Consider the following 22,000-nt stretch of genomic DNA (forward strand, 5'->3'; position numbering starts at 1 on the left):
GAGGTATCGGAGGGAGCTACTGGACCGTGACCGTTCCGTTCATCCCGGGATGCACGTCGCACTGGAAGTAGTACTCGCCCTTGGCCAGCGGAGGAATCGTGTAGGTCGTCTCCTGGCCGCCCGGGATGATCTCGCCCTTGAAGAGTTCCTTCGTAGCGGAGTCGTCCTCGTAGATCGCGATGTTGTGCTCGGCGGAGTCATCGTTCACGAAGGGGATCGTCTCTTCCGTCTTCGCCTTCAGTTCGATCGTGTCGGTCGAAAAGGCGACGTTCGCGGCGGAGACGGCTGCGGCGCCGGCGGCGGCCGCGGCCTCTGCACCGGCATGCTCCGCCTCACCGGCAGAGTCCCCGTGACCGAGCCCGAGCGACGCGATCACGACACCGATCACGAGCGGGTAGGCCGCCACGATCAGGAGCTCGGACCATGAACGGCGAGCCGATTCGGGACGAAGAGCGACGAAGGCGCAGGCGATGAGGATGTTCGCCCCGATCGCGAGCGCGATCACCACGGCGATCTCCTTCGGCACGGACAACAGGATGCGCGACATGCCGAACGTCACCGCCGCTATCGCAAGCAGCGCACCGAGAGGGATGACGACGGGAAGAGGGAGGCGCAGACGTACCTCGTGGCTGAGGGGCCGGTCCCCCGCGTGTTGGCTCATCCCTGTCTCAGCTCCCACGTCTGAAGACCGCGTTCGAAATCGTCCCAGCTCACCTCGTCAACCTCCTGCCGTTCCTCCGCCGCGTTCCACCTGAAGAACAGGTAGGTGATGACGAGCCACAGTAGCAAACCGCCACCTATCTTCATGATCAAGCCGGCCGACTGCTGATCGGTTATCACGTCGATCCCCCACAGGCGCGGAACGGTTGCGTAGAACTCGTAGATGGGGGTGTTCGCGAACGTCAAGAACGACGCTGGAACGGTCGGGATGATCGACTGCAGGAACAGATAGAGCATCTTCCCCGGCGGCGACAGCCGCGATAGCTCGGGCAGCCGATCCACGACCGGCCACCACATCAGCACCGCGGAGGAGAACAGCACCGAGTGCAACGAGAAGTGAACGAGCTCGGACCTCAGCGACAGGTCGACCAGCCAGGGCCAGTGGGTGACGACGATGACGCCGTTGAAGAGCAGCAGCCCGAACATGGGCCGCGTCACCACGCGCGCCACCTTCATGACCTTGGGCCCGCCGATCAACGACCGCAACAACCACTTCGGCATCCCGAGGACGAGGAGCGGCGGCGCGACCAGCGAGAACAGGGTGTGCTGCACCATGTGCGCAGAGAAGAGGTAGTCCTCGGAGAGCTCGTGCATCGGCCAGTCCGCCCCCAGCCACAGCATCACTATCCCCGCGAAGAAGAAGCGCTTCTGTTTGCGCGTCGCAACGGGCTCTCCCAGCGGAGCCCTCTGCGGACCCCACGACCGCAGCGCCGCGATGTACCCGAACGAGAGCAAGACGACCAACAACCACACGTCGGGGTGCGCGTGCCAACCCAGACCCGACACGCCCGCGGCGGCGAGGGTCATCTGCTAGCCGGTTACGCCGGCTGTTTCCGGCCGCAAGAAGAAGGTCAGCAGAACCACGGTGAATACCACCAGGGCGAGAACAACTCCGGTGACGAAGAAACGACGAAACAGCTTGCTGTCGAACTTCAGGTGCATGAAGTAAAGCGCCACCATGATGAACTTGATCAGCGCGAACGCGATCAAGAACGGGACGAGGAGGCTCTCCAGCGCCGGGATGTAGTAGATCGCGACCTCCGCCGCCGTAACGATCGCCAGGATGATCGCGATCCACACGTACTTCCGAGGGCTCGGATGCTCGTGCAGGGCCTCTTCTTCTCTCGGCGCGTGAAGCTCGCTAGATGCCATGAGTGATCACTCCGTGGGAACCAGATAGATGACGGTGAAGATCACGATCCAGACGATGTCGACGAAATGCCAGTACAGACCGATCAGCTCGACCTTGCGCGCGTCGGCCTGTGCGAGGCGGCCCGCGAAGGACATCCCGAGCAGCGCCAGGAGCATCAATATCCCAACCGAAACGTGGGCGCCGTGGAACCCGGTGAGCACGAAGAAGGAGCTCCCGAAGGGGCTGGTGCTGAGGGTGAGTCCCTCTTCGTAGAACGTGGTGAACTCGTAGATCTGTCCGCCGATGAACGTCATACCGAGGAAGGCGGTGGCGAACAGCCACACCCGCATCCCGCGTTCGTCTCCACGCTGGATCGCCGCGAGCGCGAGAACCATCGTGAGAGACGACATCAGCAGGACGAAGGAGCTGACCGAGGTGAACGGGATGTCGTAGATGTGTGCGGGGTCGGGGCCGCCGTTCGTCCGGCTGCGGTACAGCAGGTAGGTGGAGATGAACGAGCCGAAGAAGAGGCACTCGGAGCCGAGGAAGGCCCACATCGCCATCTTGACGTTGTCGAGTCCCGTAGAGGTCAGGTGCTCCTCGTGGGCGTGCTGCGCCGGGACGGCGGCCGGATGCGTCGCCACTATTCGGCCGTTCCAGGCTCGAAGACCCACCCGAAGAAGCCAAGCGTCGTGATGAGGAACCCGATCACCACGGCGGGCAGCGCAAAGATGACCGCGTACGCGCTGACGAGCATGCCGAAGGCCGCGATCACGGGGAAGTACGAGGGCGAGGGCATGTGGATGTGGTGGCCGCCTTCATGGTCCGCGTGCTCGGCGTGATCCACGGCTCCACCCGAGAAGACGGGCTCCGCGGTCTTGCCGGGGCCCACGAAGTACTTCTTGTGCCAGAAGTCATCGCGGTGAGTGACGACAGGGATCTCGGCGAAGTTGTACTCGGGTGGCGGCGACGGAATGCTCCATTCCAGCGTTCTTGCGTCCCATGGGTCGGCGCCGGCCTCGTGGCGGCCCTTGCGCCGGCTGACGGCGACGTTGAAGAGGAAGATCAACGTCGCGACCGCGATCAGGAACGACCCAACGGTCTCCATCATGTTCCACATGTTCCAACCCATCCCCTCGGGATAGGTGTAGATCCGGCGCGGCATCCCCTGAAGACCGACGATGTGCATCGGCCCGAAGGTCAGGTTGAACCCGATGAACCACAGCCAGAAGTTCCACTTACCGATCTTCTCCGAGAGCCGGTGCCCGAAGATCTTCGGCCACCAGTAGTAGAAGCCCGACATGATCCCGAAGAGCGCGCCGCCGAACAGCACGTAGTGGAAGTGGGCGACCACGTAATAGGTGTCGGTCTGCTGCGCGTCGTGAGGGACGATCGAGTGGGTGACGCCGGAGAGACCGCCGATGATGAACATCGCGATGAAGCCGACCGAGAACAACATCGCGGTGTTGAACCGCAACGAGCCGCCCCACATGGTGCCGATCCAGTTGAAGATCTTCACGCCGGTCGGTACCGCGATGAACATCGTCGACAACGCGAAGGCCGAGTTCGCAACGGGGCCGAGACCGGCCGCGAACATGTGGTGCGCCCAGACGCCCCAGCCCATGAAACCGATCGCGGCCCCCGCGAACACGACCGCCGCGTAGCCGAAGATCGGCTTGCGCGAGAAAGCCGGAAGCACCTCGGACACGATCCCCATCGCGGGCAGGATCAAGATGTAGACCTCTGGGTGTCCGAAGAGCCAGAAGAGGTGCTGCCACAGGATCGGATCACCCCCGGCGGCAACGGCGAAGAACGTCGTTCCGAACAGGCGGTCGAACATCAGCTCGAACAAGGCGACGGCGATGATCGGCATCGCGAAGAGCAACAGGAACGACACAACCAGGGTCATCCACACGAAGACGGGCATGCGCATGAGCGTCATCCCCGGCGCCCTCATGTTCAGGATCGTGACGATGAAGTTGATGGCACCGGCGAGGGAAGCGATGCCGAGGAACTGCAGCCCGACCGCGTAGAAGTCCATGCCGTTCGACGGGAGTTGTTGACTGGTGCTCAACGGCGCGTAACCGAACCAGCCGCCGTCGGGGGCACCGCCCAGGAAGAAGCTCGAGTAGATGAAGATGCCGCCGAACAGGAAGATCCAGTAGCTGAGCGCGTTCAGGCGCGGGAAGGCCACGTCACGCGCGCCGATCATCAACGGGATGAAGAAGTTGAAGAACGCGACCCCCATCGGCATCACCACGAGGAAGATCATCGTGACACCGTGCATCGTGAAGAACTGGTTGTAGAGCTCGGCGCTCAGCACCTCGCCGTCGGGCACCGCGAGCTGCGCTCGAACAGCAAGAGCCTCGAGGCCGCCGAGCAAGAAGAAGATGAAGGCCGTGACGCCGTACATGATCCCGATCTTCTTGTGGTCCACGGTTGTCACCCACGAGTACCAGCCCGTGGTCGCGGTCGGCCTCGCGAAGATGCTCCGCCGAGGCTGCTGCAATGCCGCCGTTGCCATCAGATCCCAGCCTTTCCTTTCACTCCAGCGTCTGCAGGTATGCCACGACCGCGTCGATCTCTTCCGCGCTCAGCCCATAATCCGGCATCTGCGCGCCGGGCTTGACGGCCGCGGGGTGGTCGATCCATCGCGCGAGGTTCTCGGGCGTGTTCCTGAACATGGCACCTGCGAAGGTCTCGCGGCTCGCGAAGTGGGTCAGGTCGGGTCCCGTCGTCCCCTTCGCCTCGGTGCCGGCGATAGCGTGACAGTTCACGCAGTTCTCCATGAAGATCTGCTGGCCCTCCCCCGCCGCGCCCGTCACGTTGGCCGCCGCGGGCTGCTGCTGATCCGCGAGCCACTGCTCGAACTCCGCCGGCTCGTGCGCGATCACGCGCAACCTCATGTTGGCATGTGACAGCCCACAGAACTCGGTGCACTGGCCCCAGTAGGTGCCGGGCGTGTCGGCGATGAAGTACATGTTGTTGGTGCGTCCCGGGACCACGTCCTGCTTGCCGGTGAGCTTCGGGATCCAGAAGCTGTGGATCACATCCGCGCCCTCCAGCGTGAGATAAACCGGCTGGCCCGTGGGCACGTGCATCTCGTTGGCAGTCACGATGCCTGCGTCCGGATACTCGTACTGCCACCAGAACTGCTTCGCCGTAACCGTGATGTCGAGGGTGTTCGCGGGCTTGTCCGAGAGATCGGCGATCGCCTTCACGGTCGGGACCGCCAGTCCCGCCAGGATCAAGGTCGGGACCAGGGTCAAGACGACCTCGAGCTTGGTGTTCCCGTGGAACTGGGCGGCCTCGCGCCCCGGGCGGCGTCGGAACCTGATCAGCGTGTAGACCAGCACCGCCTCGACCACGACGAAGATGATCACCGCGATCCCGAAGGTGAGGTCCCACAGCTCGTCGGCCCGGCGGGCGACCGGGCCCAGGGGACTCAGGTAGTCCTGCGGCCCGACGTCGGTGTTGCAGGCGGAGGTGATCAGCGAGAAGGCCGCCGCGAGCACGCCCAGCAGGAGCCGGCGGCCGCGCGCGCTCAGACGGTTGAAGAGTTCCATTGGACGCGGGGAATATATATGACCGCAGGTGGTGGCGAGCTTCTATGCCTGCTTGTGAAGGCGCTGCGCGCGACGTCGCTCTCCTCCGGCGTCACCGACCTATCCTCGGGCCATGGGTGCTCGTGAAGAGGTGGAAGAGGAGGTCGTCGATCGGCCCCTTCAGCGGAGGTTGATCGTCGTCGTTCCGGCCCTCGTGCTGCTCGGCCTGATCGCGTACGGCTCGCTTACGACCGCGCACCAGACATCGCAGAACGAGCTTCCTTCCTTCACCTTGCCGCTGCTCGACGGAGGCACGCTTTCGAACGACGACCTCCAGGGGCAGCCGGTGGTGCTGAACTTCTGGGCCTCGTGGTGCGCGCCGTGTCGCGAGGAGGCTCCGTTGCTCGAGGAGCTGTGGCGTGAGTACAGAGAGCAGGGCGTCAGGTTCGTCGGCGTGAACGTGCAGGACAACGAGCTGGGAGCGCGGGACTTCCAGAAGGAGTTCGGCGTCACCTACCCCATCGCGCTGGACCCCCGTGACGAGCTGGCGGGTCCTCTGGGCGTGCTCGGCTTGCCGCAGACCTTCTTCATAGGTCCCGACGGCCGGTTTCTCGAGCAACAGGCCGGGCCGCAGGTGGGTGAGAGCAGGGGAACGCAGGTGCTCGGTGCGATCTCCGAGGAGACGCTCAGAGACGGGATCGAGAAGCTGCTGGAGGAAAGCACCTGATGGGCGCGGCGGGCACCGCGGTGAAGGAAGCGGAGATATCGGCTTCGGCTCTCGGGATGATCCTGTTCATCTCGTCAGAGGTCATGTTCTTCGCCGGACTTTTCGGGGCCTACTTCACGATCCGGGCTACGGCTCCGGAGTGGCCGCCGGTTGGTGTGCACCTGGCGGTGCTGCTGCCCGCCATCGCGACGGGAGTGCTGGTCGCCTCATCGCTCTCCATGCACCGGGCCGCGCAGGGGGCCGAGCGCGGCGAGCGCAGCCAGACCTCGAGGTGGCTCTTGATCACGATCGTGTTGGGCGTCGTGTTCCTCGCGGGCCAGGCCTATGAGTACTCGCAGCTCGGCTTCACCGTTGCCGACCACGCATTCGGGACGCTCTTCTATTCGATGACGGGGTTCCACGCGCTCCACGTCTTCGGCGGCATCGTGACGCTCGGGCTCGTAACGATCAAGAACGCGCGCGGCAGCGTGACCGCTGAGCGACACGGCCCGGTGGCCGCAGCGACCCTCTACTGGCACTTCGTCGACGTCGTTTGGGTGCTGCTCTTCGCGACGCTGTATCTGCTGCGCTAGAGGACCGGCAGCTCTTTCAGCAACGGCTCGATCTCGGACCGTGTCGCGACGTTGTCCCAGCGCGCGTCGATCTTCCCGTCGGCGCCGATCAGGTACACCCACGGCTCGGTCAGATCGTCGCCCCTGTAGATCCACTCGGCCGCGCCCTTGTTGACGACGGTGTTCTGGAAGTCCCGCCACACCTCGATGTGGATGAAGTTCGCCCGGTCGCCGTAATCGTTCTGCAGGTCGTGAACGACGTCGGTGACGGGACCGCAGAAGCGGCTCACGCAGTACACAGGCGTCGAGAACACGACGAGCGCGGGCTCGCGCCGGCGGATGGCGTCGGCGATCGTCACCTGGTGAAGGCTCTTGTCGGGCACCGGCTCTCCGGCGCGAGCGCGCGAGTCGACGGCCTCCAGCGGAGCGTCCGTGCTGGCAAGTGTCAGGTTGTCGGTCCGGGGAGCGGGCTCTCCTACCGCGGGATAGCGATGCTCCTCGAGCACCTCGAACACCCCCCTCCCGGTGATCGGGCCCTCTTCCAGGGCCGCGGTGACCTGCGCCGCCCAGAACCCCGCACGATCGAACGTCACGTCGGCGGCGTACACGCCGCGCCCTTCGGAACCCGGGACGGCCGCCGGTCCCTGTGGCGCGGCGTCGGCCGGTGCGTCTATCGCAAGGAACGCCCCGGTGGCGGTGGGCCCTTCTTCCGCCGTTCCCTCTCCCTCGCGGGTGCCGAGATAGAAGAACTCGATCCCCACGTCACCAAAGCTGACGAAGAGCTGGTCCGCAGTGAGGAGGCCGACGATGAACCGGCTCTCCTCTCCCGCTACGAGGTCGTAGTTCGCGGGCTGGACGATCAACTCGTCTCCGCCGTCGGGTGGAGCCGCCGCGGGGTCGCCGCCACCCTGCTCCGCGCACGCGGCCGAGATCACCAGCACCAACACCAGCAAGGCGAACGTCAGTCGTCTCACGAGCAGCCCGTCACCTCCTCCCCGACCACCGACCCAGCCTCGACGGTGGCGTCGATCAGCGCGACGAAGGCCCTCTCCAGCTTGCCCCCTTCCACATCTTCGTCCTGAAGCGCCGACTCGACCGCACCTTTCGCCTCCAACAGCCGGCCTGCGACCACGCGATCCTCGGCTGCCGCGCTGTCCGCCAGCTCGTGCAGACCCAGGTGAGCCTCGTTGAACAGCGCATCCGCAGACGATGGATCCTCGACCGCTTCCGCCCGGGCCTCGCACAGCCCGTCGACGGTGGCCTGGTGATCCACCTCGTGCGCGACGGGGACAGGGTGGTCGTCTGCGGGCCGAGACGTCGCGATGCCGCCGATGCCGAGCGCGATGCCGGTCAGCACCAGGACGATCGGGACGATCGGCTTCGTCGTCTTCTGGACGAAGAAGACGACGCCGAGGCCGACCATCGCGATGGCGACGATCAGCAGCTCGAGGTTCACCCCTCCGGCGCCCCCGTGCGCGAGCAACACCGGCGCTAGCTCCGGCTCCACGGGCGCCTGATCGCCAGAGCGAGCCCTACGACGATGAGGGTCCCTGCGGCAAAGGCGGCGATCGGAAAGCTCGTCCCGCCATCGTCGGGGTTGTCGATCGGCGGGCGGCTCGACGTGATCGCATCGTCGGCCGCGTCGAATGCGCTGGTGCAGTCGTTGCTGCCGGCGACCTTGAACGAGAACTGTGCTGTGACCGCGTGTCCGTCGACCGCAGAGATCGATCGCATGCGGACCTTCCAGGTCCCGGGCTGGCCGCCGTCGATAGCGGTGGAGTAGAGCTCCCGTTGGATCGACTCACCCCGCGACACCTCGACGCCGCAGCCGTCGAGCACGACCAGAGTCGACCCCGGCCCCGCCGGCTCGGCGAGGATCAGGGTCACCTCTTTCGGTGCCTTTGTCACGACGGTCCCGGCCGCCGGCGACGAATCCCGGATCGCGCCGTGCCCCAGGGCGCCGGACGCCGTGAGCACGCCGAGCATCGAGGCGACGAAGGCGGCAGCGACGACCCGATGCAGAGGGCTCATGTGATCCTCCAGGCTCATGTTTCGGAGGTTATAGGCGCCGTAGGAGACGCCTTGGACGGAGCCAGGCTAGCGGCGCCCATCCTTTAATCTCGACGTGCGATGCAGCCGGCCCCCACGAGCACAGACCCCAAGAGGCGCGCCAAGTTCGTCATAGGTGGAGGAGTGATACTCCTCAGCTTGGTCGCGCTCGTCGGGTGGGCCATGGGACGCCCGAACTCCACCTCTTTCTTCTATACGCCGACAGAGGTCATCGAGCTCGCCGCCGCCCCGGGGGCAGAGGAGTACCGGGTGAACGCCAAGGTCCTCCCCGACAGCGTCGAGCGGGACGGGCTCACCACCAGGTTCGACATCTCGGACGGCAACACCGCGCTCGCCGTCACCACCGATCAACCGCTGCCGGACGCGTTCTGGACCGCGATGGCGAACGGCTCCTCGGAGGTAGAGGTCGTAGCGCGCGGCCGCTATGACGGAACGGTCTTCCAAGCGAGCGAGGTCCTCGCCAAGTGCCCGTCGAAGTTCAAGGCCAAAGCGGCGTAGGCCGCCGCAGCCCGCTATGACTCTGTCTCTGGGCGGTCTCGGGCGCCCTTCGCTGGTCGCCGCTTTCCTCCTGATGGGGCTCGCGGTGGCGCTGTCTCTGTGGGGGGCGCTGCGGCGGGATGTGCGCGCTGCCGAGGCCGGACGTCGAGCGTTGACGGCAGCCGCAGCGTTCGTGGCGCTGGCCGCCGTCGCGCTGGTGTCGGCGCTGTTCGCTCACGACTTCTCTCTCGAGTACGTAACCAACTACTCATCGCGAGCGCTGTCGCGTGGCTACACGATGGCCGCGCTCTGGGGTGGGATGGAGGGGTCACTCCTGTTCTGGACCGTGCTGCTGAGCCTGTTCGCCGCCGTCGCCTTGAGGCGGCCCGAGGGCAACACCGCGATCCGTGCGTGGGCGACGCTGGTGCTGGGTGGGATCTCGCTCTTCTTCCTGTTGCTGTTGCTCTTCCCGGCGAGCCCGTTCCGCGTGCTCGCGCAGGTCCCCGCGGACGGAAACGGCCTCAACCCGCTGCTGCAGTCACCTGGGATGTTGATCCATCCACCCCTCCTGTACACGGGCTTCGTGGCGTTCTCGATCCCCTTCGCGTTCGGGATGGGTGCGCTCGCAACGAAGCGCCTGGACGAGACCTGGCTCAAGCAGACGCGCCGGTGGACGCTGTTCGCGTGGAGCGCCCTGTCGATCGGGATCGTGCTGGGAGGGGCGTGGGCTTACACCGAGCTGGGCTGGGGCGGCTACTGGGCGTGGGATCCCGTCGAGAACGCGTCTTTCATGCCGTGGTTGACCGCGACCGCGTACCTTCATTCCGTCGTGATCCAGGAGAAACGCCGGATGTTCAAGGTCTGGAACCTGTCGCTGATCCTTCTGACCTACGTGCTTGCCGTGTTCGGCACCTTCCTCACCCGGTCCGGGATCCTCTCGAGCATCCACACCTTCACGGAGGGGCCGATCGGGAAATGGTTCCTGCCGTTCCTCGCGGCGATGCTGATCGGAGGTCTGGCGATGATCGCGTCGCGGCTGGACTCCTTGAAGAGTGAGAACCGGTTCGACGCGCTGCTATCGAGAGAGTCCGCCTTCCTCGCCAACAACGTCTTGTTCCTGGCCGCCGCCTTCGCTGTGCTGTGGGGGACGATCTACCCGATCGTGATGGAAGCGGTCTCCGGTGTTCGTGTCGCGGTTGGGCCGCCTTTCTTCAACGCGGTCTTCATCCCGATCGGTCTCGCGCTCGTCGGCTTGACCGGTCTCGGGCCGCTGATCGCGTGGCGCCGCATGAACAAGAGGGCCTTTTTCCGGATGGTCCGCGTTCCTCTGCTTGCCGGCGCGACCGCGGTCCTCGCGCCGGCAGCGGCCGGGATCAGGAGCACCGGCGCCCTGCTCGCGTTTGGTCTCTGCGCCTTCACCTTCACCGCGATCGTCGCGGAGTTCGCGCGCGGGGCCCGCGTGCATCGCTCGCGCGACGGCCTTGGTTGGCCGAGCGCGATCGGGAGGACGTTGATGCGCAACCGCCGCCGCTACGGCGGCTACGTCGTCCACCTCGGCGTCGTGCTGATCGTTCTCGGGTTCGCGGGGTCCGCGTTCAGGGTCGAGCGCAGCGCCCACCTCGAGCAGGGCCAAACGATGCAGGTCGGCGATTACACCCTGCGCTACGAGGAGGGGGTTCGGGGAGAGACGCCGGAGAAGGAGATCTTCCAAGCCAACATCTCGGCGGCGCGGGACGGGGAGATGGTCGAGACGCTGGAGCCGCAGCGGAACCTCCATATCGTCCAACAGCAGTTCCAGTCAGAGGTTGCGATCGCGAGTGGCCCGGTGGAGGACCTCTACGTGGTCGTCACGGCTGTCGATCCGGACGGAGGCGCATCGGTCAGAGCTTTCGTGAACCCGCTGACGTGGTGGATCTGGGCCGGAGCCGGGCTCATGGCGGTCGGCATGAGCTTGCTCCTATCGGAGGGAACCCCTCGACCCGCTCTCGCCGCGGCGCCGTCGCGGGTGGCGCGGCCCGCGGTGGCAACACGGTGAAGCACCTGGCGCTCGGTGCCTTCCTGCTGCTGCTGTTCGCGGCGCCGGCCGTCGCGGCCCCCGAAGACACCGCCAACGACGTGTCGATGGAGGTCATGTCGCCGTACTGCCCCGGCGTCACGCTCCACGACTGCCCGTCCACCGAAGCCGACGCGCTGCGCGAGCGGATCCGCGGGTGGGCCGAAGCGGGCTGGAGCAAATCCCGGATCATGGCGGAGCTGGAGGCGGAGTTCGGTCCCTCGATCCGCGCTACCCCCGGGCGCGCAAAAGGCGGAATGGTGGCGTGGGCGGTGCCCGCTGCAGTCGTCTTGCTCGGCGCCATCGTGGCCGCCGCGCTGGCGCGGGCGTGGACCACGAGGCGCTCGACCGAACCGGCCGATGCCGGCGAGGGGGCCGCCGGAATAGCGGTCAACGCCGAAGACCGCCGTCGTCTCGAAGCTGAGCTGGGGATGCTGAGGAGCCGGGGATGATCGGAGCCGCCATCGTCGCGGTGCTCGCCTGCGCCGCCCTGCTCTACGTCCTGGGGCCGCTGCGGCGCCAGCGCGCGAACGACCTCCCGGTCGACGCTTCACCTATCGAACAAGCGCGCGAACGCAAGGACACCGCGCTGAACGCGATCATCGACCTCGAAGAGGAAGCAGAGGTCGGGAAGCTGACGCCGCGGGAGCTCGAGACCCTGCGCCAGGAATACGAACGAGAAGCGCTCGCGGCGCTGCACCAGCTCGATCGCATCTCCGCGACCTCTCCCACGAACGACCCCCTGGAACAAGAGATCGCAGCGATGAGAAAAGAGCTCGCATGTCCCTCCTGCGGTGCGTTGCGATCGTCCGCGGGAACATGCAGCCGATGCAGCGTCTAGCGCTCTTCCTCCTGATCGCTTCGCTGGTGACTTCGGCACCGCCGGCGCGCGCGGCGGCCACCGGAACGATCGAGGGCACGGTCGTCAACGGGACGACGGACCGCCCCCAGCGCGGTGTTGCCGTCACCCTTACGAAGATCGGACCACAGGGCGACTCGCGCGAGACGGTGAGGACCGACCGGCGCGGCCGTTACTCCTTCACCGGGTTGAGAACGGGCGACGACTTCGTCTACGCGCTGGACGCGAGCTATCGGGACGGCTTGTTCGCCGGACGCCCCCTGACCATCCCATCGGACACGGAGAAGCGTCCCGTGATCGACACGACGCTGCGCGTCTTCGAGCCGACGACCGACCCGAACGCGATCCTGATCCGCCGCGACGACCTCTTCGTCGTACAACACGAAGATCGCGTCTCGGTGATCGAGGCCGTGAAGGTCGTGAACCCGACCAGGAACGCATACATCGGCCGCGGATCTGCGCTCGCCCCCGACGACGAGGGGCCGACGCCCAGCCTCGGCCTCGCGCTCCCCGACAACGCGCTTCCGGAGACGGTGAGGTTCGTCGACGCGGACCTCGACATCCCGGAGGTGGTGGAGGTGCAGGGGTTCGGGTTCGGCATCACCACCGCTATCCCGCCCGGTGAGGTGGATCTCACCTTCAGCTATCAGGTGCAGGGGTCGGGCGGGACCTTCGACCTCTCACGCACGGCCTTGTACGAGATCTCCGAGCTGTCGGTGTTCGCGGCGCCGCCGCTGGAGGCGACGAGCAACCGACTGGAAGAGGCCGAGGAGCTAGACCTCGAAGGCACCACCTATCGCCGCTCATCCTCGACGGAAAGCATCGACGCCGCGGATCCGATCCAGATCCTCCTCGTAGCCGAGGCGGGCGGCTCTTTCCCACTCGTCGGCGGCCTGGGAGCAGGACTGGCGGCGCTCATTCTGATCGGGGTCGCCGCGTTCTGGAGGAACAAGCGCCCGCGCCCACAGGCTGCAGCCGCCCCGGTCGACGACCGTCAGGAGCTCGTCACGGCGATCGCGGAGCTCGATCTGAAGCATGAGGCGGGCCAGGTATCCGACGCCCACCACGCTTCGGCGAGATCCGAATTGAAAGCCCGGCTCGCGCGCGCCGACCGGCCGAGCAGCTGAACGGGAAGCGGCGGTGATCACGATCGAGGGGCTGCGTGTCGCCTACGGGCGGACGATCGCGCTCGACCGCATCGACGCGGAGATCGGCCCGGGCGTCGCCGGGCTGTTCGGGCCGAATGGGTCGGGCAAATCGACGCTGCTCAGGGTCCTGGCGGGGCTGCTGCGCCCGACGTCAGGAACGATCCGGATGTCGGGCGAGCTGGTGGACATGAAGAGCGAGCGGGTGCGGGGTCGCATCGGCTATGCGGGGCATCGTTCCGGGCTCTACAGGCGTCTGACCGTTGTGGAGAACCTGGAGCTGTTCGCGCGGCTGTACGGCACCCGCGCCGATCGTGTCGGAGAGGTGATCGATCAGCTCGACCTCGCCGACCGGCGACGGACCCCCGCGGGCGACCTCTCCGCCGGATACCAGCGCCGCGCGGCCGTCGCTCGCGCCCTCCTCCACGAGCCCGACGTGTTGTTGTTGGACGAGCCCTACGCGAACCTCGACGACGAGGCCGCTGAATCCGTGTCGCAAGCGGTCATGACGTGGCGACGGCCGGGGTCGGTCGCGGTGATCGCGACGCACGGTGCGAAGAAGGTGAAGCGGTACGCCGATGCGGGCCTGATCCTGCAACACGGGCGACTCATCCGGCAGGGGACCTACGAGGAATCCGGGTTCACGTCGTGACCTCGAGCGGATTCAGCGGCAAAACCCGCGCCCTGATCGCGAAGGACCTGCGGGTCGAGCTCCGGGCTCGCGACACGCTGCCTCCGATGATCGCGTTCGCGGTCACCGTCGCGCTCTTGCTGGCTTTCGCCGCGCCCGCTCCCCCTCGTCTTCAGGAGCCAGTCTCGCTGCCACTGGGGACCGTCGCATCCATTGACGTGACCGCGGCCTTCCTGTGGATCACGATCCTCTTCGCGGGCCTCATCGGGTTTGCCCGCACTTTCGAGGTCGAGCAAGCCGACGGCGCGATTGACTCGTTGCTGTTGGTCCCGCTCGACCGGACGGGGCTGTTCGCCGCGAAAGCGGTGGCGAACCTGGCCTTCATCGCGATGGTGCAGGCGGTCCTGCTCCCGGTGTTCGCGCTGTTGTTCCATTTCGATCTCGGCATGAACTGGCTGACGTTGATCTTGGTCTGCGCGCTCGTCGACATCGGCTTCGTAGCGATCGGAACCTTGTTCGCGAGCGTCGCAGCCCATACCCGCAGCCGCGAACTGATCCTCCCGATCTTGGCTCTGCCCGCGCTGGTGCCGCTCTTCCTCGCGGCCTTCGAGCTGACGTCGGACCTGTTGGGCGGCGAAGGTCTCGAAGCGGTGGCGTCCAGAGGTTGGTTCGGAATACTGGTCGCCTTCGATGTGATCTTCACGGTCGCGGCGGGCCTCGCGTTCGAGTTCGTGATCGATGCGTAGGGCCGTCCTTTTTCTCTGCGTGTGCCTGCTGGCGGGCGCGTGCGGGGGACGCCAGAACACGGAACCCCTCGCGCTCGACGATCCGGCGGGCGCAACGCGTTCGCTGGAACTTCCGCCTCCCGTGCCCGCGATCGCGGCCTACCGCATCGACCTCGCGCGCACGCTCCCCGAGCGCGTCCGCTCGCGCATAGAAGAGATCAAAGAGGTCGCGGTCGTGGCCGGCGTCGCTAGGGAATCCTTCAAGGTCTCCGGCCCCACGGGCCTCGAGCGCATCACCGTTGCGTCGACGAAGCCGCTTCGCTTCAGGACCGTTGCACCGGCAGCGACCAAGGAGGCCGAGTTCGTGTGGAGCGCTCTCATCGCGGGGCGTGGCGTTCTCACCTTTGATGCCGCGCGCAAGCTCGGGATCGAAGGAGCAGGACAACTAGAGATCAGCGGTTCACCACCGCTCCCGATCGGCGCGTTCGCGGCGAACGGCGCACCTGATCTAGGCGACGTTCTGGTCGCCGACCACGTGGGGCGAGAGCTCGGGCTCGGGGATGCCGACGTTCTGATCGTGGGGGCGGAGCCGGGCTCCGACCTCGAACGGCTGGGCAGCCGACTGAGAGACGAGCTGCGGGGGCACCACGCGACCGTCGAGCCGATCCTCGATACCTCGCCGGCTCCGGTCGACCCGGCCGGGCAACCACAGCCGGTGGGGCACGCCGAGGGAGGCGCGGTCGGCTCGATGTCGTTCCGGATCCTGAAGGGCGGTTTCATCGAGCCGGACCCCGCATGGGTCGCGGCGAACATCGCGACGGGACAGGTCGCCATCCTGGGCACCGTCACCTGCCATCGCCTCGTATTCCCGCAGTTACACGCGGCGATGACGGAGATCGCGAACGAGGGTCTGGCGGCGGAGGTGGACCCCGACGACTACGGCGGTTGCTATGTGCCGCGGTTCATCGACCGCGATCCAAAGAAACCCCTGTCGATGCACGCGTTCGGGCTCGCGTTCGACATCAACGTATCCGGCAACTACCTCGGAACGAAGGGTGACCAGGACCCACGGGTGGTGGAGATCCTCGCCAAGTGGGGCTTCGAGTGGGGCGGGCTGTGGGACCGCCCCGACCCCATGCACTTCGAGCTGGTTCGCCTCGTGCAGACCTAAGCGTCAACGCATCGGACGTGGGTATAGAGGTGCGATGACCGGACCCAGTCAGCGCGCCCTGGAGGTAGCGCGACAGGAGACGACGCAGCTCGTCGCGACCGGCGCGCGGGCGGTGATCCTGACGGGAAGCCACGCACGCGGTGACGCGAACGAGCACTCCGATCTCGATCTTCGCGTCGTCGGGGAAGGCCCGAAGAAGCGCCTGAAGCGCAACGAAGAGTTCCTGGTGTCGATCTCGTGGATGTCGCTCGAAGATCACGAAGCTGCGTTCGAGGATCCTGAAGAAGCCGGCAGCATCATCCCGGGCTGGACCAGCGCGGTGATCCTCCACGACCCGGACGACCTCGCTCGCGATCTGAAGCGACGGGCGGAGGAGTGGAAATGGGAGTCGATCGACGACGCCTGCGACAAGTGGGTGGCGCAGCAGATCGTCGAGCTGGCAGAGGAGGTTCACACGATCCTGGGCAACATCGAGCAAGACAAACCGGCTGCCGCGGCCGCCGAGCGCTCGCAGCTCGCGATGGGCCTCGCGCAGGCGCTTTCTGTGCACAAGCGCATCGCGTACGAGTCCGAGAACGACCTGTGGGAGCTCGTCGCGGATGCGATGGGCGGTCGCTACGGCGGGTTGCAGCGGAACGCTCTAGCGGAGGAGCCGATCACCCTTAGAGATTCGATCGGTGCCGTGATGCAGCTGTTCGCCGTCGCCGCGACCGAGACACAGCATCTGCTCCGGGACGAGCAACGCGAGGTGGTAGCGCACGCCTGCAACCTCGCGGGCTACCCCTTGATCGCCTAGGCAGGGGCCACCCACGTCTCGTCGAACCAGACAAATGGGCGGACACCGATGACTAGGGAGGCGTTCTGTGCGACGAGCTACGATCTCGCTCCTTCTCCTCGTGATCCTGGCGAGTCTGCTCGGATCGTCGGGGGTGCACGCCCGGAGTCGCCGGACCGGCTCGTTCGAGTTGGTCGGACACAACGCCTTGATGGACCGAGGCATGAATGCTGCTCTTGCCGTTCATGGCGATTACGCCTACGTGGGGAGTCGCACAGACGCCAAAGCGGGCAACGCGAACAACGCGGGCGTGTTCGTCGTCGACATCTCGGATCCCTCCGCGCCGGAGATCGTCCACCAGATCGGTCCCCCGCATGAAGGTAACGCCGGAGAGACGTCGCGCGAGATGCGGATCTGGCCCGAGCAGAACCTGCTGATCGTCATGAACCTGTTTTCGAACTGCAGTGAGCTCATCCACATGTGCCAGCCGACACCCGGAAAAGACAACTTCCGCTTCTATGACATCTCCGGCAAACGGGCGGCGGAGCCGAAGCTCGTTGCCGAGTACGTGCCAAGCTCGAATCCACACGAGTTCTTCTTGTGGCAGGACCCGCGGAAGCCAAACCGTGCGCTGCTGTTCATCTCTACGCCAGGTGGGTCTTCGCAGATGTTGGTCACCGACATCTCCGATGCTCGGGATAACAAGTTCAAAGAGGTGGCGACCTGGCAATCCACGGCAGAGGACAGGCTGCACTCCGCCGCCCTGTCCAACGACGGAAAGCGCGCCTACCTCTCGCATCTCACCGGTGGTGTACTGATCGCAGACACATCAGAAGTGGTCCAGGGAAAGCCAAAGCCCCAGATCAGAACGCTGACCGCTCCGAAAGACGCTGCGAGATGGGATGACGTCGACGTACACAGCGCTGTGAAAGTACCGGGGAAGAACTACCTCTTTACGACAGATGAGAAGTACGGGGATCTATTGCGCGTGCTTGGGTCGGGCGGCTGTCCCTGGGGCTGGTCGCACATGGTGGACATGTCGAGACAGACAAAGCCGAAGACGATCGCCCAGTACAAGCTGCCTCAGAACGACCCAGACTTTTGCAAGAGCGACCCCCCGAGACCTTCATCGAGTTATGCAGCGCACAACCCGACGCTCACCAGGAATCTGGCGTTCGTGACGTGGCACGCCGGCGGCCTCCAGGTCATCAAGACCTCGGATCCGCGCAACCCTGTTCAGGCGGCAGAGTTCGTCCCCGACCCACTGCCGTTCGTCCTCCAGGAGGATCCTGCCCTGACGGCGGGCCAGGACAAGGTCGCCATGTGGAGCTTCCCGATCATCAAGGACGGGCTGGTCTACGTGGTCGACGTGCGGAACGGCCTCTATGTCCTCGACTACAAGGGTCCCTTTGCGTCCGAGGTTGAGCAGATCGACTTCTTGGAAGGAAACTCGAACCTCGGGGACGCGCTGCGACTCGATCGCTAGAGATAAGCGCAGCCGGTCCGCACGATCTGAGTCAGAGCAGAGACTCGGGCCGTCGCATCGACGTCAGGAACCCGGCGCCATCGCCTCCATCATCTTCAGCGCGGCTTCGGGTCCCTTCTGCGCGATGAAGAGCAGTACCGGCGTATCGAGTCCCGCGGCTCGGAAAGACTCGAGGCGCTCCTTACACGCACCCGCGGGCCCCGTGACCACCAGGGCGTCCACCAGTCGATCCGATACCGCCTCCACCGCTCCGTTGCGGTCGCGCGCGTCCCACGCCGCCTTGACCGCGGCGGCTTCGTCCGCGAAACCCTGGCGTGCGATCCAGTCGTTGTACCCGTCGGCAGCGACGTACGGCGCCAGCAAGAACCGAGCGAACCCACGGACCTCCTCCGCGGGCTCGTCGGGTATGCAGATCAACCGCGCGACGAGCTCGAGTCCGGGTGCGGCCGCGCGTGCGAGCCGTACGCCCTCCTCGGTGACCGCGTACAGAGCCAGCCCGTCGGCCACCTCTCCAGCGAGCCGCATCATCTTCGGGCCGAGAGCCGCCAGGAAGATGGGCACGGACGCGGGTGCCTCGAGCCGGAACCCGGCGACGCGGACCGTCTTGCCCTCGTAGCTGACCTTCTGGCCGCTCAGCGCCTGCTTGACCACCTCCACCGTCTCGCGCGTGCGGATGAGCGGCCGCTCGAAGGGCGTCCCCATCCAGTTCTCGATGATCGTCGGCGTAGAGGCTCCCAGCCCGAGACAGAACCTCCCGGCGGCGGCTTGACTGGCAGAGAGCGCGCTCATCGCGATCAGCGCAGGGGGCCGCGTGTAGACGGGTGCGATGGCACAGCCGATCCGGAGCGACGTGGTCGACACGCCCACCGCGGACGCAACCGAGAACGCGTCCTGGCCTGACACTTCGGCCGACCAGGCGTCGGTGTAGCCGAGTTGCTCCGCCCGACGGGCGATCTCGCACGCGCCCCGGACGTCGAAGCCCGGGAGCGGCACCGTCACGCCCAGCCGCTGGTGCACGCGAACCCCCCTCCCGTGAGGTCTGGCGGTAGATAAGGGATGGACATTAGTAGTCTCGGGTCTCCGATGAGAGCCCCCGATTCACCCATCGTTCCGCGACAGCGCGCTCTGACGCGCCTGGGCGTGCTCGCCTGGTCGTCCATCGCGATATCTCTCTTCCTCATCTTCTTCGTCGCCCGCGAGGCCGACACGACGATGGGGGGACAGCTGCAGCGGATCTTCTACTTCCACGTCTCCGCCGCGTGGGCGGCCTACCTCGCCTTCGCGATCGTCTTCCTGGGATCTGTCGCCTATCTCCGCACCGGCGCACGGCGGTGGGATCTGCTGGCGCATGCGGCAGCCGAGGTCGGCGTCGTCTTCACGAGCCTCGTCCTCATCACCGGCCCGATCTGGGCGAAACCCGTGTGGGGCACCTACTGGCAGTGGGACGCCCGCCTTACGTCGGCGCTTGTCATGTGGCTGACATACGTCGGGTACCTGTTGCTGCGAAGCCTCTCCACCGACCCGTCGCGGACCGGGCGGCTGGCCGCGGTCGTCGGCCTGATCGGCTTCGTGAACGTGCCCATCGTTCACTTCTCGGTGCAGTGGTGGAGAACGCTGCACCCCAGCGGCCCGACGGTGGCGAACCTCGAGCAGAGCTCGGGCCTTGGCGGGCCAGAGCTGTTGGCGTTCTTCGTCACGCTGCTGGGGTTCACGCTGCTGTTCGCGTGGTTGATGGCGGCGCGCGTGCGGCTCGGGCGCCTCGGCGATCGCGTCGACCACCTGGAGCTCGCGTCGTGAGCGAGCTGGCCTGGCTGTTCGTCGCTTTCCTCGCGGTCTGGGCGGGGCTCGGCTTCTACCTCTTCACGTTGGCGAGCCGCCAGAAGAGGCTCGAAGATCGTCTGAAGGAGCTCGAGCCGGGAGCCTGACGCGACGGGTCACACATTCACAAGAACCACGTCTTCAGCGACTCGTTTCGCGTGCTCAAACGCACAAGCTCGCGTTGCTTTACGGCAACGGCAGAAATGTAAGATGACGCCCGATGAGCATGCGCGAGCGCGTTTACCGGTACACCGACGCTCCGATGACGTGGACCAAAGCCATCGTTCTCGGGACGCTGCTCTGGATATTCATGATCCTGACCCTGGGCCAGCTGCCGTCGGTGATCATCTACAAGTTCGACCAGTACATCGCGCAGATCGTGAACTTCACCAAGGGCATCCCCGGCGTCAACGCCGAAGGCTTGAACACGGTCCAGATCAAGATCATCCGCGACATCGTTGCCAACTCCGTCCAGATGGGGATCCTGACCGGCATCCTCATCGTCGCCTACTACTGGCAGAAGTCGAAGGCGAAGCGGCTCGGGACGAAGGGCCTCCAGGATCCCGTCAAGGGCTACATGCCCGGGAAATAAGAGGACACAAAGAGCGTGCCCAAGCCGCCAGAGCCGAAGAAGATGGAGATCATCGAGAAGCCGGTCTTCCGTGCCGACTACGAGATGCAGCTCGTGGACGCCGACTGGCTGAAGGGTGCGGTCAAGCCAAAGCGGTTCATCGACTTCATCCCGGAGCAGTGCATCTTGTGCGAGGGCTGTGTCGACATCTGCCCCTGGTACTGCATCTTCATGGTGGATCCCACCGCCGTCGAGGAGTCCGGCAACGTCGCACTGGCCCGCCACATGGGGCCAACCGACATCCTCTTCTTGATCGACGACAACGCCTGTACGAGATGCAACCTCTGCGTCGAACGCTGCCCCACCGGCGCTCTCGTCCAGAGCGAGGTGCAGGGCGGCAAGAAGAAGACCGGTGCGCGGGCCATGGGGAAGGTCGCGGGGTCCCAGAAGGCTTCGTAACAACTAGCTAGAGAGGCAGGGAGTTGGCAAGAGCAGCAGGGTGGAACCCGCGGGAGAAGCTCGCCGAGCGGGTCGATCAGCTTCACAACAGTCAGCTATGGCGGGCGATCTTCCGACCCGGCTCGATCTTCAGACGGGGCTACGCGGACTCGCCCAGGAACCGCGCCTACGTCGTGATGAACTCGCTGCTGTACCACCTGCACCCGGTGAAGGTGAAGCGTCACGGGATCAAGCTCTCCTACACGCTCTGCCTGGGCGGCCTGTCCTTCTTCCTGTTCATCCTGCTGACGATCACCGGCATCTACCTCATGTTCTTCTACCGGCCGTCGGTTGAGATCGTTTACTCCGACATGCAGCGCCTGCACACGCAGGTGTCGTTCGGGCTCTTGGTTCGCAACCTGCACCGCTGGGGCGCTCACCTCATGGTCATCAGCGTCTTCCTGCACATGGCTCGCGTCTTCTACACCGGCGCGTACAAGCCGCCCCGCGAATTCAACTGGATCGTCGGCGTGATCTTGTTCCTGCTTACGCTTCTCCTCGCGTTCACGGGCTATCTGCTCCCGTGGGACCAGCTGGCGGTGTGGGCCGTCACGGTGGGAACCGAGATGATGAAGAACTCACCGGTCATCGGGGACCAGGTCCAGTTCGCGCTGTTGGGTGGCCCGGTGATCGGCCCCGAAACGCTGCTGCGCTGGTACACGCTTCACGTCTGGCTGCTGCCGTTCGTGATCGTGATCTTCATCTCGATCCACTTCTGGAGGGTTCGCAAGGACGGAGGTATCTCGGGGCCCATGTAGGGCTGCTAACGGGAGACAAGGATGCCGACACCAGACGAGGTATACGAGCAGGTACTAAAGGAGGAGACCGACAAGGGCTCCTCCCCCGCCGTCGCCCAGGCCCGCGCCAAGGCCGCGCGGGTGCGAGCACAGCGTGGCTCCAAGACGCCGAACACTCCCGACAAGGCGACCGCTCCCGCGCCGAAGCGCGCCGAAGAGCCGGCGGCGACATCCGCATCCCCGGCGACCGAAGCCCCGGCCGCGGCGGCCGCGGCGGCGCCCGGACCGGCGGCACAGCCTGCGGCAGGA

At 65.8% G+C, this 22,000-nt stretch carries 28 protein-coding genes; 18 read left to right on the top strand and 10 right to left on the bottom strand.

Going from position 1 to position 22,000, the window contains the following annotated elements:
* Positions 1-16: 16 nt before the first annotated feature.
* The 6 genes from M3N53_14615 to coxB are packed head-to-tail and all read right to left on the bottom strand — an operon-like array spanning position 17 to position 5,418.
* Positions 17-661, bottom strand: a complete 645-nt coding sequence (locus M3N53_14615) for a cupredoxin domain-containing protein (protein ID MDP9069554.1) — start codon at positions 659-661, stop codon at positions 17-19.
* Entirely contained in the window at positions 658-1,527 is an 870-nt protein-coding gene (locus M3N53_14620; GenBank protein MDP9069555.1) for a cytochrome c oxidase assembly protein, read from the bottom strand. The genes M3N53_14615 and M3N53_14620 overlap by 4 nt, the downstream gene beginning before the upstream one ends.
* Before the next feature lie 3 nt (positions 1,528-1,530).
* Positions 1,531-1,872, bottom strand: a complete 342-nt coding sequence (locus M3N53_14625; GenBank protein MDP9069556.1) for a cytochrome C oxidase subunit IV family protein — start codon at positions 1,870-1,872, stop codon at positions 1,531-1,533.
* Between the two features lie 6 nt (positions 1,873-1,878).
* Entirely contained in the window at positions 1,879-2,496 is a 618-nt protein-coding gene (locus tag M3N53_14630) for a cytochrome c oxidase subunit 3 (protein ID MDP9069557.1), read from the bottom strand.
* On the bottom strand, positions 2,496-4,376 hold the full coding sequence (ctaD, locus tag M3N53_14635) for a cytochrome c oxidase subunit I (protein ID MDP9069558.1): 1,881 nt from the start codon (positions 4,374-4,376) through the stop codon (positions 2,496-2,498). The genes M3N53_14630 and ctaD overlap by 1 nt, the downstream gene beginning before the upstream one ends.
* Before the next feature lie 19 nt (positions 4,377-4,395).
* Positions 4,396-5,418, bottom strand: coding sequence for a cytochrome c oxidase subunit II (gene coxB / locus M3N53_14640; protein MDP9069559.1), 1,023 nt, complete (start codon positions 5,416-5,418; stop codon positions 4,396-4,398).
* Between the two features lie 112 nt (positions 5,419-5,530).
* Here coxB and M3N53_14645 point away from each other — a divergent pair, with 112 nt between their 5' ends.
* Positions 5,531-6,124: a TlpA family protein disulfide reductase gene (locus tag M3N53_14645; GenBank protein ID MDP9069560.1), complete on the top strand. Its 594-nt coding sequence runs from the start codon at positions 5,531-5,533 to the stop codon at positions 6,122-6,124.
* A complete protein-coding gene (locus M3N53_14650; protein ID MDP9069561.1) occupies positions 6,124-6,696 on the top strand; it encodes a cytochrome c oxidase subunit 3 in 573 nt (190 codons plus the stop codon). The genes M3N53_14645 and M3N53_14650 overlap by 1 nt, the downstream gene beginning before the upstream one ends.
* Here M3N53_14650 and M3N53_14655 read toward each other — a convergent pair.
* Genes M3N53_14655 through M3N53_14665 form a run of 3 tightly spaced genes read right to left on the bottom strand, consistent with a single transcriptional unit; the run spans position 6,693 to position 8,724 of the window.
* On the bottom strand, positions 6,693-7,649 hold the full coding sequence (locus tag M3N53_14655) for a hypothetical protein (protein ID MDP9069562.1): 957 nt from the start codon (positions 7,647-7,649) through the stop codon (positions 6,693-6,695). The genes M3N53_14650 and M3N53_14655 overlap by 4 nt on opposite strands.
* The gene (locus M3N53_14660) at positions 7,646-8,182 is read right to left on the bottom strand and encodes a hypothetical protein (GenBank protein MDP9069563.1); all 537 of its coding nucleotides are present in this window, start codon (positions 8,180-8,182) and stop codon (positions 7,646-7,648) included. The genes M3N53_14655 and M3N53_14660 overlap by 4 nt, the downstream gene beginning before the upstream one ends.
* Positions 8,167-8,724 (bottom strand): copper resistance protein CopC, encoded by a 558-nt coding sequence (locus M3N53_14665; protein MDP9069564.1) that lies wholly within the window; start codon positions 8,722-8,724, stop codon positions 8,167-8,169. The genes M3N53_14660 and M3N53_14665 overlap by 16 nt, the downstream gene beginning before the upstream one ends.
* Positions 8,725-8,805: 81 nt before the next feature.
* Between M3N53_14665 and M3N53_14670 the strand changes: the two genes are divergently transcribed.
* The 10 genes from M3N53_14670 (at position 8,806) to M3N53_14715 (ending at position 18,067) form a co-directional block, all read left to right on the top strand.
* Complete coding sequence (locus tag M3N53_14670; GenBank protein ID MDP9069565.1) at positions 8,806-9,243, top strand: cytochrome c maturation protein CcmE; 438 nt, start codon at positions 8,806-8,808, stop codon at positions 9,241-9,243.
* 16 nt (positions 9,244-9,259) lie between these two features.
* Positions 9,260-11,257 carry a heme lyase CcmF/NrfE family subunit gene (locus tag M3N53_14675; GenBank protein ID MDP9069566.1) on the top strand — a complete coding sequence of 666 codons (1,998 nt, stop codon included), beginning with the start codon at positions 9,260-9,262 and terminating at the stop codon, positions 11,255-11,257.
* Positions 11,254-11,727, top strand: coding sequence for a cytochrome c-type biogenesis protein CcmH (locus M3N53_14680; GenBank protein MDP9069567.1), 474 nt, complete (start codon positions 11,254-11,256; stop codon positions 11,725-11,727). The genes M3N53_14675 and M3N53_14680 overlap by 4 nt, the downstream gene beginning before the upstream one ends.
* Positions 11,724-12,116 (top strand): hypothetical protein, encoded by a 393-nt coding sequence (locus tag M3N53_14685; GenBank protein MDP9069568.1) that lies wholly within the window; start codon positions 11,724-11,726, stop codon positions 12,114-12,116. The genes M3N53_14680 and M3N53_14685 overlap by 4 nt, the downstream gene beginning before the upstream one ends.
* Positions 12,056-13,261, top strand: a complete 1,206-nt coding sequence (locus tag M3N53_14690) for a carboxypeptidase-like regulatory domain-containing protein (GenBank protein MDP9069569.1) — start codon at positions 12,056-12,058, stop codon at positions 13,259-13,261. Before M3N53_14685 ends, M3N53_14690 begins: the two co-directional genes overlap by 61 nt.
* 13 nt (positions 13,262-13,274) lie before the next feature.
* Positions 13,275-13,931: a heme ABC exporter ATP-binding protein CcmA gene (gene ccmA / locus M3N53_14695; protein ID MDP9069570.1), complete on the top strand. Its 657-nt coding sequence runs from the start codon at positions 13,275-13,277 to the stop codon at positions 13,929-13,931.
* On the top strand, positions 13,928-14,656 hold the full coding sequence (locus tag M3N53_14700) for a heme exporter protein CcmB (protein MDP9069571.1): 729 nt from the start codon (positions 13,928-13,930) through the stop codon (positions 14,654-14,656). The genes ccmA and M3N53_14700 overlap by 4 nt, the downstream gene beginning before the upstream one ends.
* Entirely contained in the window at positions 14,649-15,806 is a 1,158-nt protein-coding gene (locus M3N53_14705) for a M15 family metallopeptidase (GenBank protein MDP9069572.1), read from the top strand. The genes M3N53_14700 and M3N53_14705 overlap by 8 nt, the downstream gene beginning before the upstream one ends.
* A 34-nt stretch (positions 15,807-15,840) precedes the next feature.
* A complete protein-coding gene (locus tag M3N53_14710) occupies positions 15,841-16,602 on the top strand; it encodes a nucleotidyltransferase domain-containing protein (protein MDP9069573.1) in 762 nt (253 codons plus the stop codon).
* A gap of 67 nt (positions 16,603-16,669) precedes the next feature.
* Complete coding sequence (locus tag M3N53_14715; GenBank protein MDP9069574.1) at positions 16,670-18,067, top strand: hypothetical protein; 1,398 nt, start codon at positions 16,670-16,672, stop codon at positions 18,065-18,067.
* 63 nt (positions 18,068-18,130) lie between these two features.
* Here M3N53_14715 and M3N53_14720 read toward each other — a convergent pair whose 3' ends face one another.
* Entirely contained in the window at positions 18,131-19,084 is a 954-nt protein-coding gene (locus tag M3N53_14720; GenBank protein ID MDP9069575.1) for an LLM class F420-dependent oxidoreductase, read from the bottom strand.
* Positions 19,085-19,150: 66 nt separating this feature from the next.
* Between M3N53_14720 and ccsA the strand changes: the two genes are divergently transcribed.
* The 6 genes from ccsA to M3N53_14750 form a co-directional block, all read left to right on the top strand.
* Positions 19,151-19,864: a cytochrome c biogenesis protein CcsA gene (ccsA, locus tag M3N53_14725; protein MDP9069576.1), complete on the top strand. Its 714-nt coding sequence runs from the start codon at positions 19,151-19,153 to the stop codon at positions 19,862-19,864.
* A complete protein-coding gene (locus tag M3N53_14730) occupies positions 19,861-19,992 on the top strand; it encodes a CcmD family protein (GenBank protein MDP9069577.1) in 132 nt (43 codons plus the stop codon). The genes ccsA and M3N53_14730 overlap by 4 nt, the downstream gene beginning before the upstream one ends.
* 113 nt (positions 19,993-20,105) lie before the next feature.
* The gene (locus M3N53_14735; protein ID MDP9069578.1) at positions 20,106-20,477 is read left to right on the top strand and encodes a hypothetical protein; all 372 of its coding nucleotides are present in this window, start codon (positions 20,106-20,108) and stop codon (positions 20,475-20,477) included.
* A 15-nt stretch (positions 20,478-20,492) separates the two neighbouring features.
* The gene (locus M3N53_14740; protein MDP9069579.1) at positions 20,493-20,915 is read left to right on the top strand and encodes a 4Fe-4S dicluster domain-containing protein; all 423 of its coding nucleotides are present in this window, start codon (positions 20,493-20,495) and stop codon (positions 20,913-20,915) included.
* Between the two features lie 23 nt (positions 20,916-20,938).
* Positions 20,939-21,712 (top strand): cytochrome b N-terminal domain-containing protein, encoded by a 774-nt coding sequence (locus M3N53_14745; protein ID MDP9069580.1) that lies wholly within the window; start codon positions 20,939-20,941, stop codon positions 21,710-21,712.
* Between the two features lie 21 nt (positions 21,713-21,733).
* Positions 21,734-22,000, top strand: a 267-nt coding sequence (locus M3N53_14750; GenBank protein ID MDP9069581.1) for a hypothetical protein, incomplete at its 3' end; no start/stop codon positions are given.

Source organism: Actinomycetota bacterium, assembly GCA_030776625.1.
In the GTDB taxonomy this organism is placed as follows: domain Bacteria; phylum Actinomycetota; class CADDZG01; order CADDZG01; family WHSQ01; genus MB1-2.

Coding starts and splice junctions, on each gene's coding strand:
- M3N53_14615 (MDP9069554.1), bottom strand. CDS start 661: ATGAGCCAACACGCGGGGGACCGGCCCCTCAGCCACGAGGTACGTCTG.
- M3N53_14620 (MDP9069555.1), bottom strand. CDS start 1,527: ATGACCCTCGCCGCCGCGGGCGTGTCGGGTCTGGGTTGGCACGCGCAC.
- M3N53_14625 (MDP9069556.1), bottom strand. CDS start 1,872: ATGGCATCTAGCGAGCTTCACGCGCCGAGAGAAGAAGAGGCCCTGCAC.
- ctaD (MDP9069558.1), bottom strand. CDS start 4,376: ATGGCAACGGCGGCATTGCAGCAGCCTCGGCGGAGCATCTTCGCGAGG.
- coxB (MDP9069559.1), bottom strand. CDS start 5,418: ATGGAACTCTTCAACCGTCTGAGCGCGCGCGGCCGCCGGCTCCTGCTG.
- M3N53_14645 (MDP9069560.1), top strand. CDS start 5,531: ATGGGTGCTCGTGAAGAGGTGGAAGAGGAGGTCGTCGATCGGCCCCTT.
- M3N53_14650 (MDP9069561.1), top strand. CDS start 6,124: ATGGGCGCGGCGGGCACCGCGGTGAAGGAAGCGGAGATATCGGCTTCG.
- M3N53_14665 (MDP9069564.1), bottom strand. CDS start 8,724: ATGAGCCTGGAGGATCACATGAGCCCTCTGCATCGGGTCGTCGCTGCC.
- M3N53_14670 (MDP9069565.1), top strand. CDS start 8,806: ATGCAGCCGGCCCCCACGAGCACAGACCCCAAGAGGCGCGCCAAGTTC.
- M3N53_14675 (MDP9069566.1), top strand. CDS start 9,260: ATGACTCTGTCTCTGGGCGGTCTCGGGCGCCCTTCGCTGGTCGCCGCT.
- M3N53_14685 (MDP9069568.1), top strand. CDS start 11,724: ATGATCGGAGCCGCCATCGTCGCGGTGCTCGCCTGCGCCGCCCTGCTC.
- M3N53_14690 (MDP9069569.1), top strand. CDS start 12,056: ATGTCCCTCCTGCGGTGCGTTGCGATCGTCCGCGGGAACATGCAGCCG.
- M3N53_14705 (MDP9069572.1), top strand. CDS start 14,649: ATGCGTAGGGCCGTCCTTTTTCTCTGCGTGTGCCTGCTGGCGGGCGCG.
- M3N53_14710 (MDP9069573.1), top strand. CDS start 15,841: ATGACCGGACCCAGTCAGCGCGCCCTGGAGGTAGCGCGACAGGAGACG.
- ccsA (MDP9069576.1), top strand. CDS start 19,151: ATGAGAGCCCCCGATTCACCCATCGTTCCGCGACAGCGCGCTCTGACG.
- M3N53_14735 (MDP9069578.1), top strand. CDS start 20,106: ATGAGCATGCGCGAGCGCGTTTACCGGTACACCGACGCTCCGATGACG.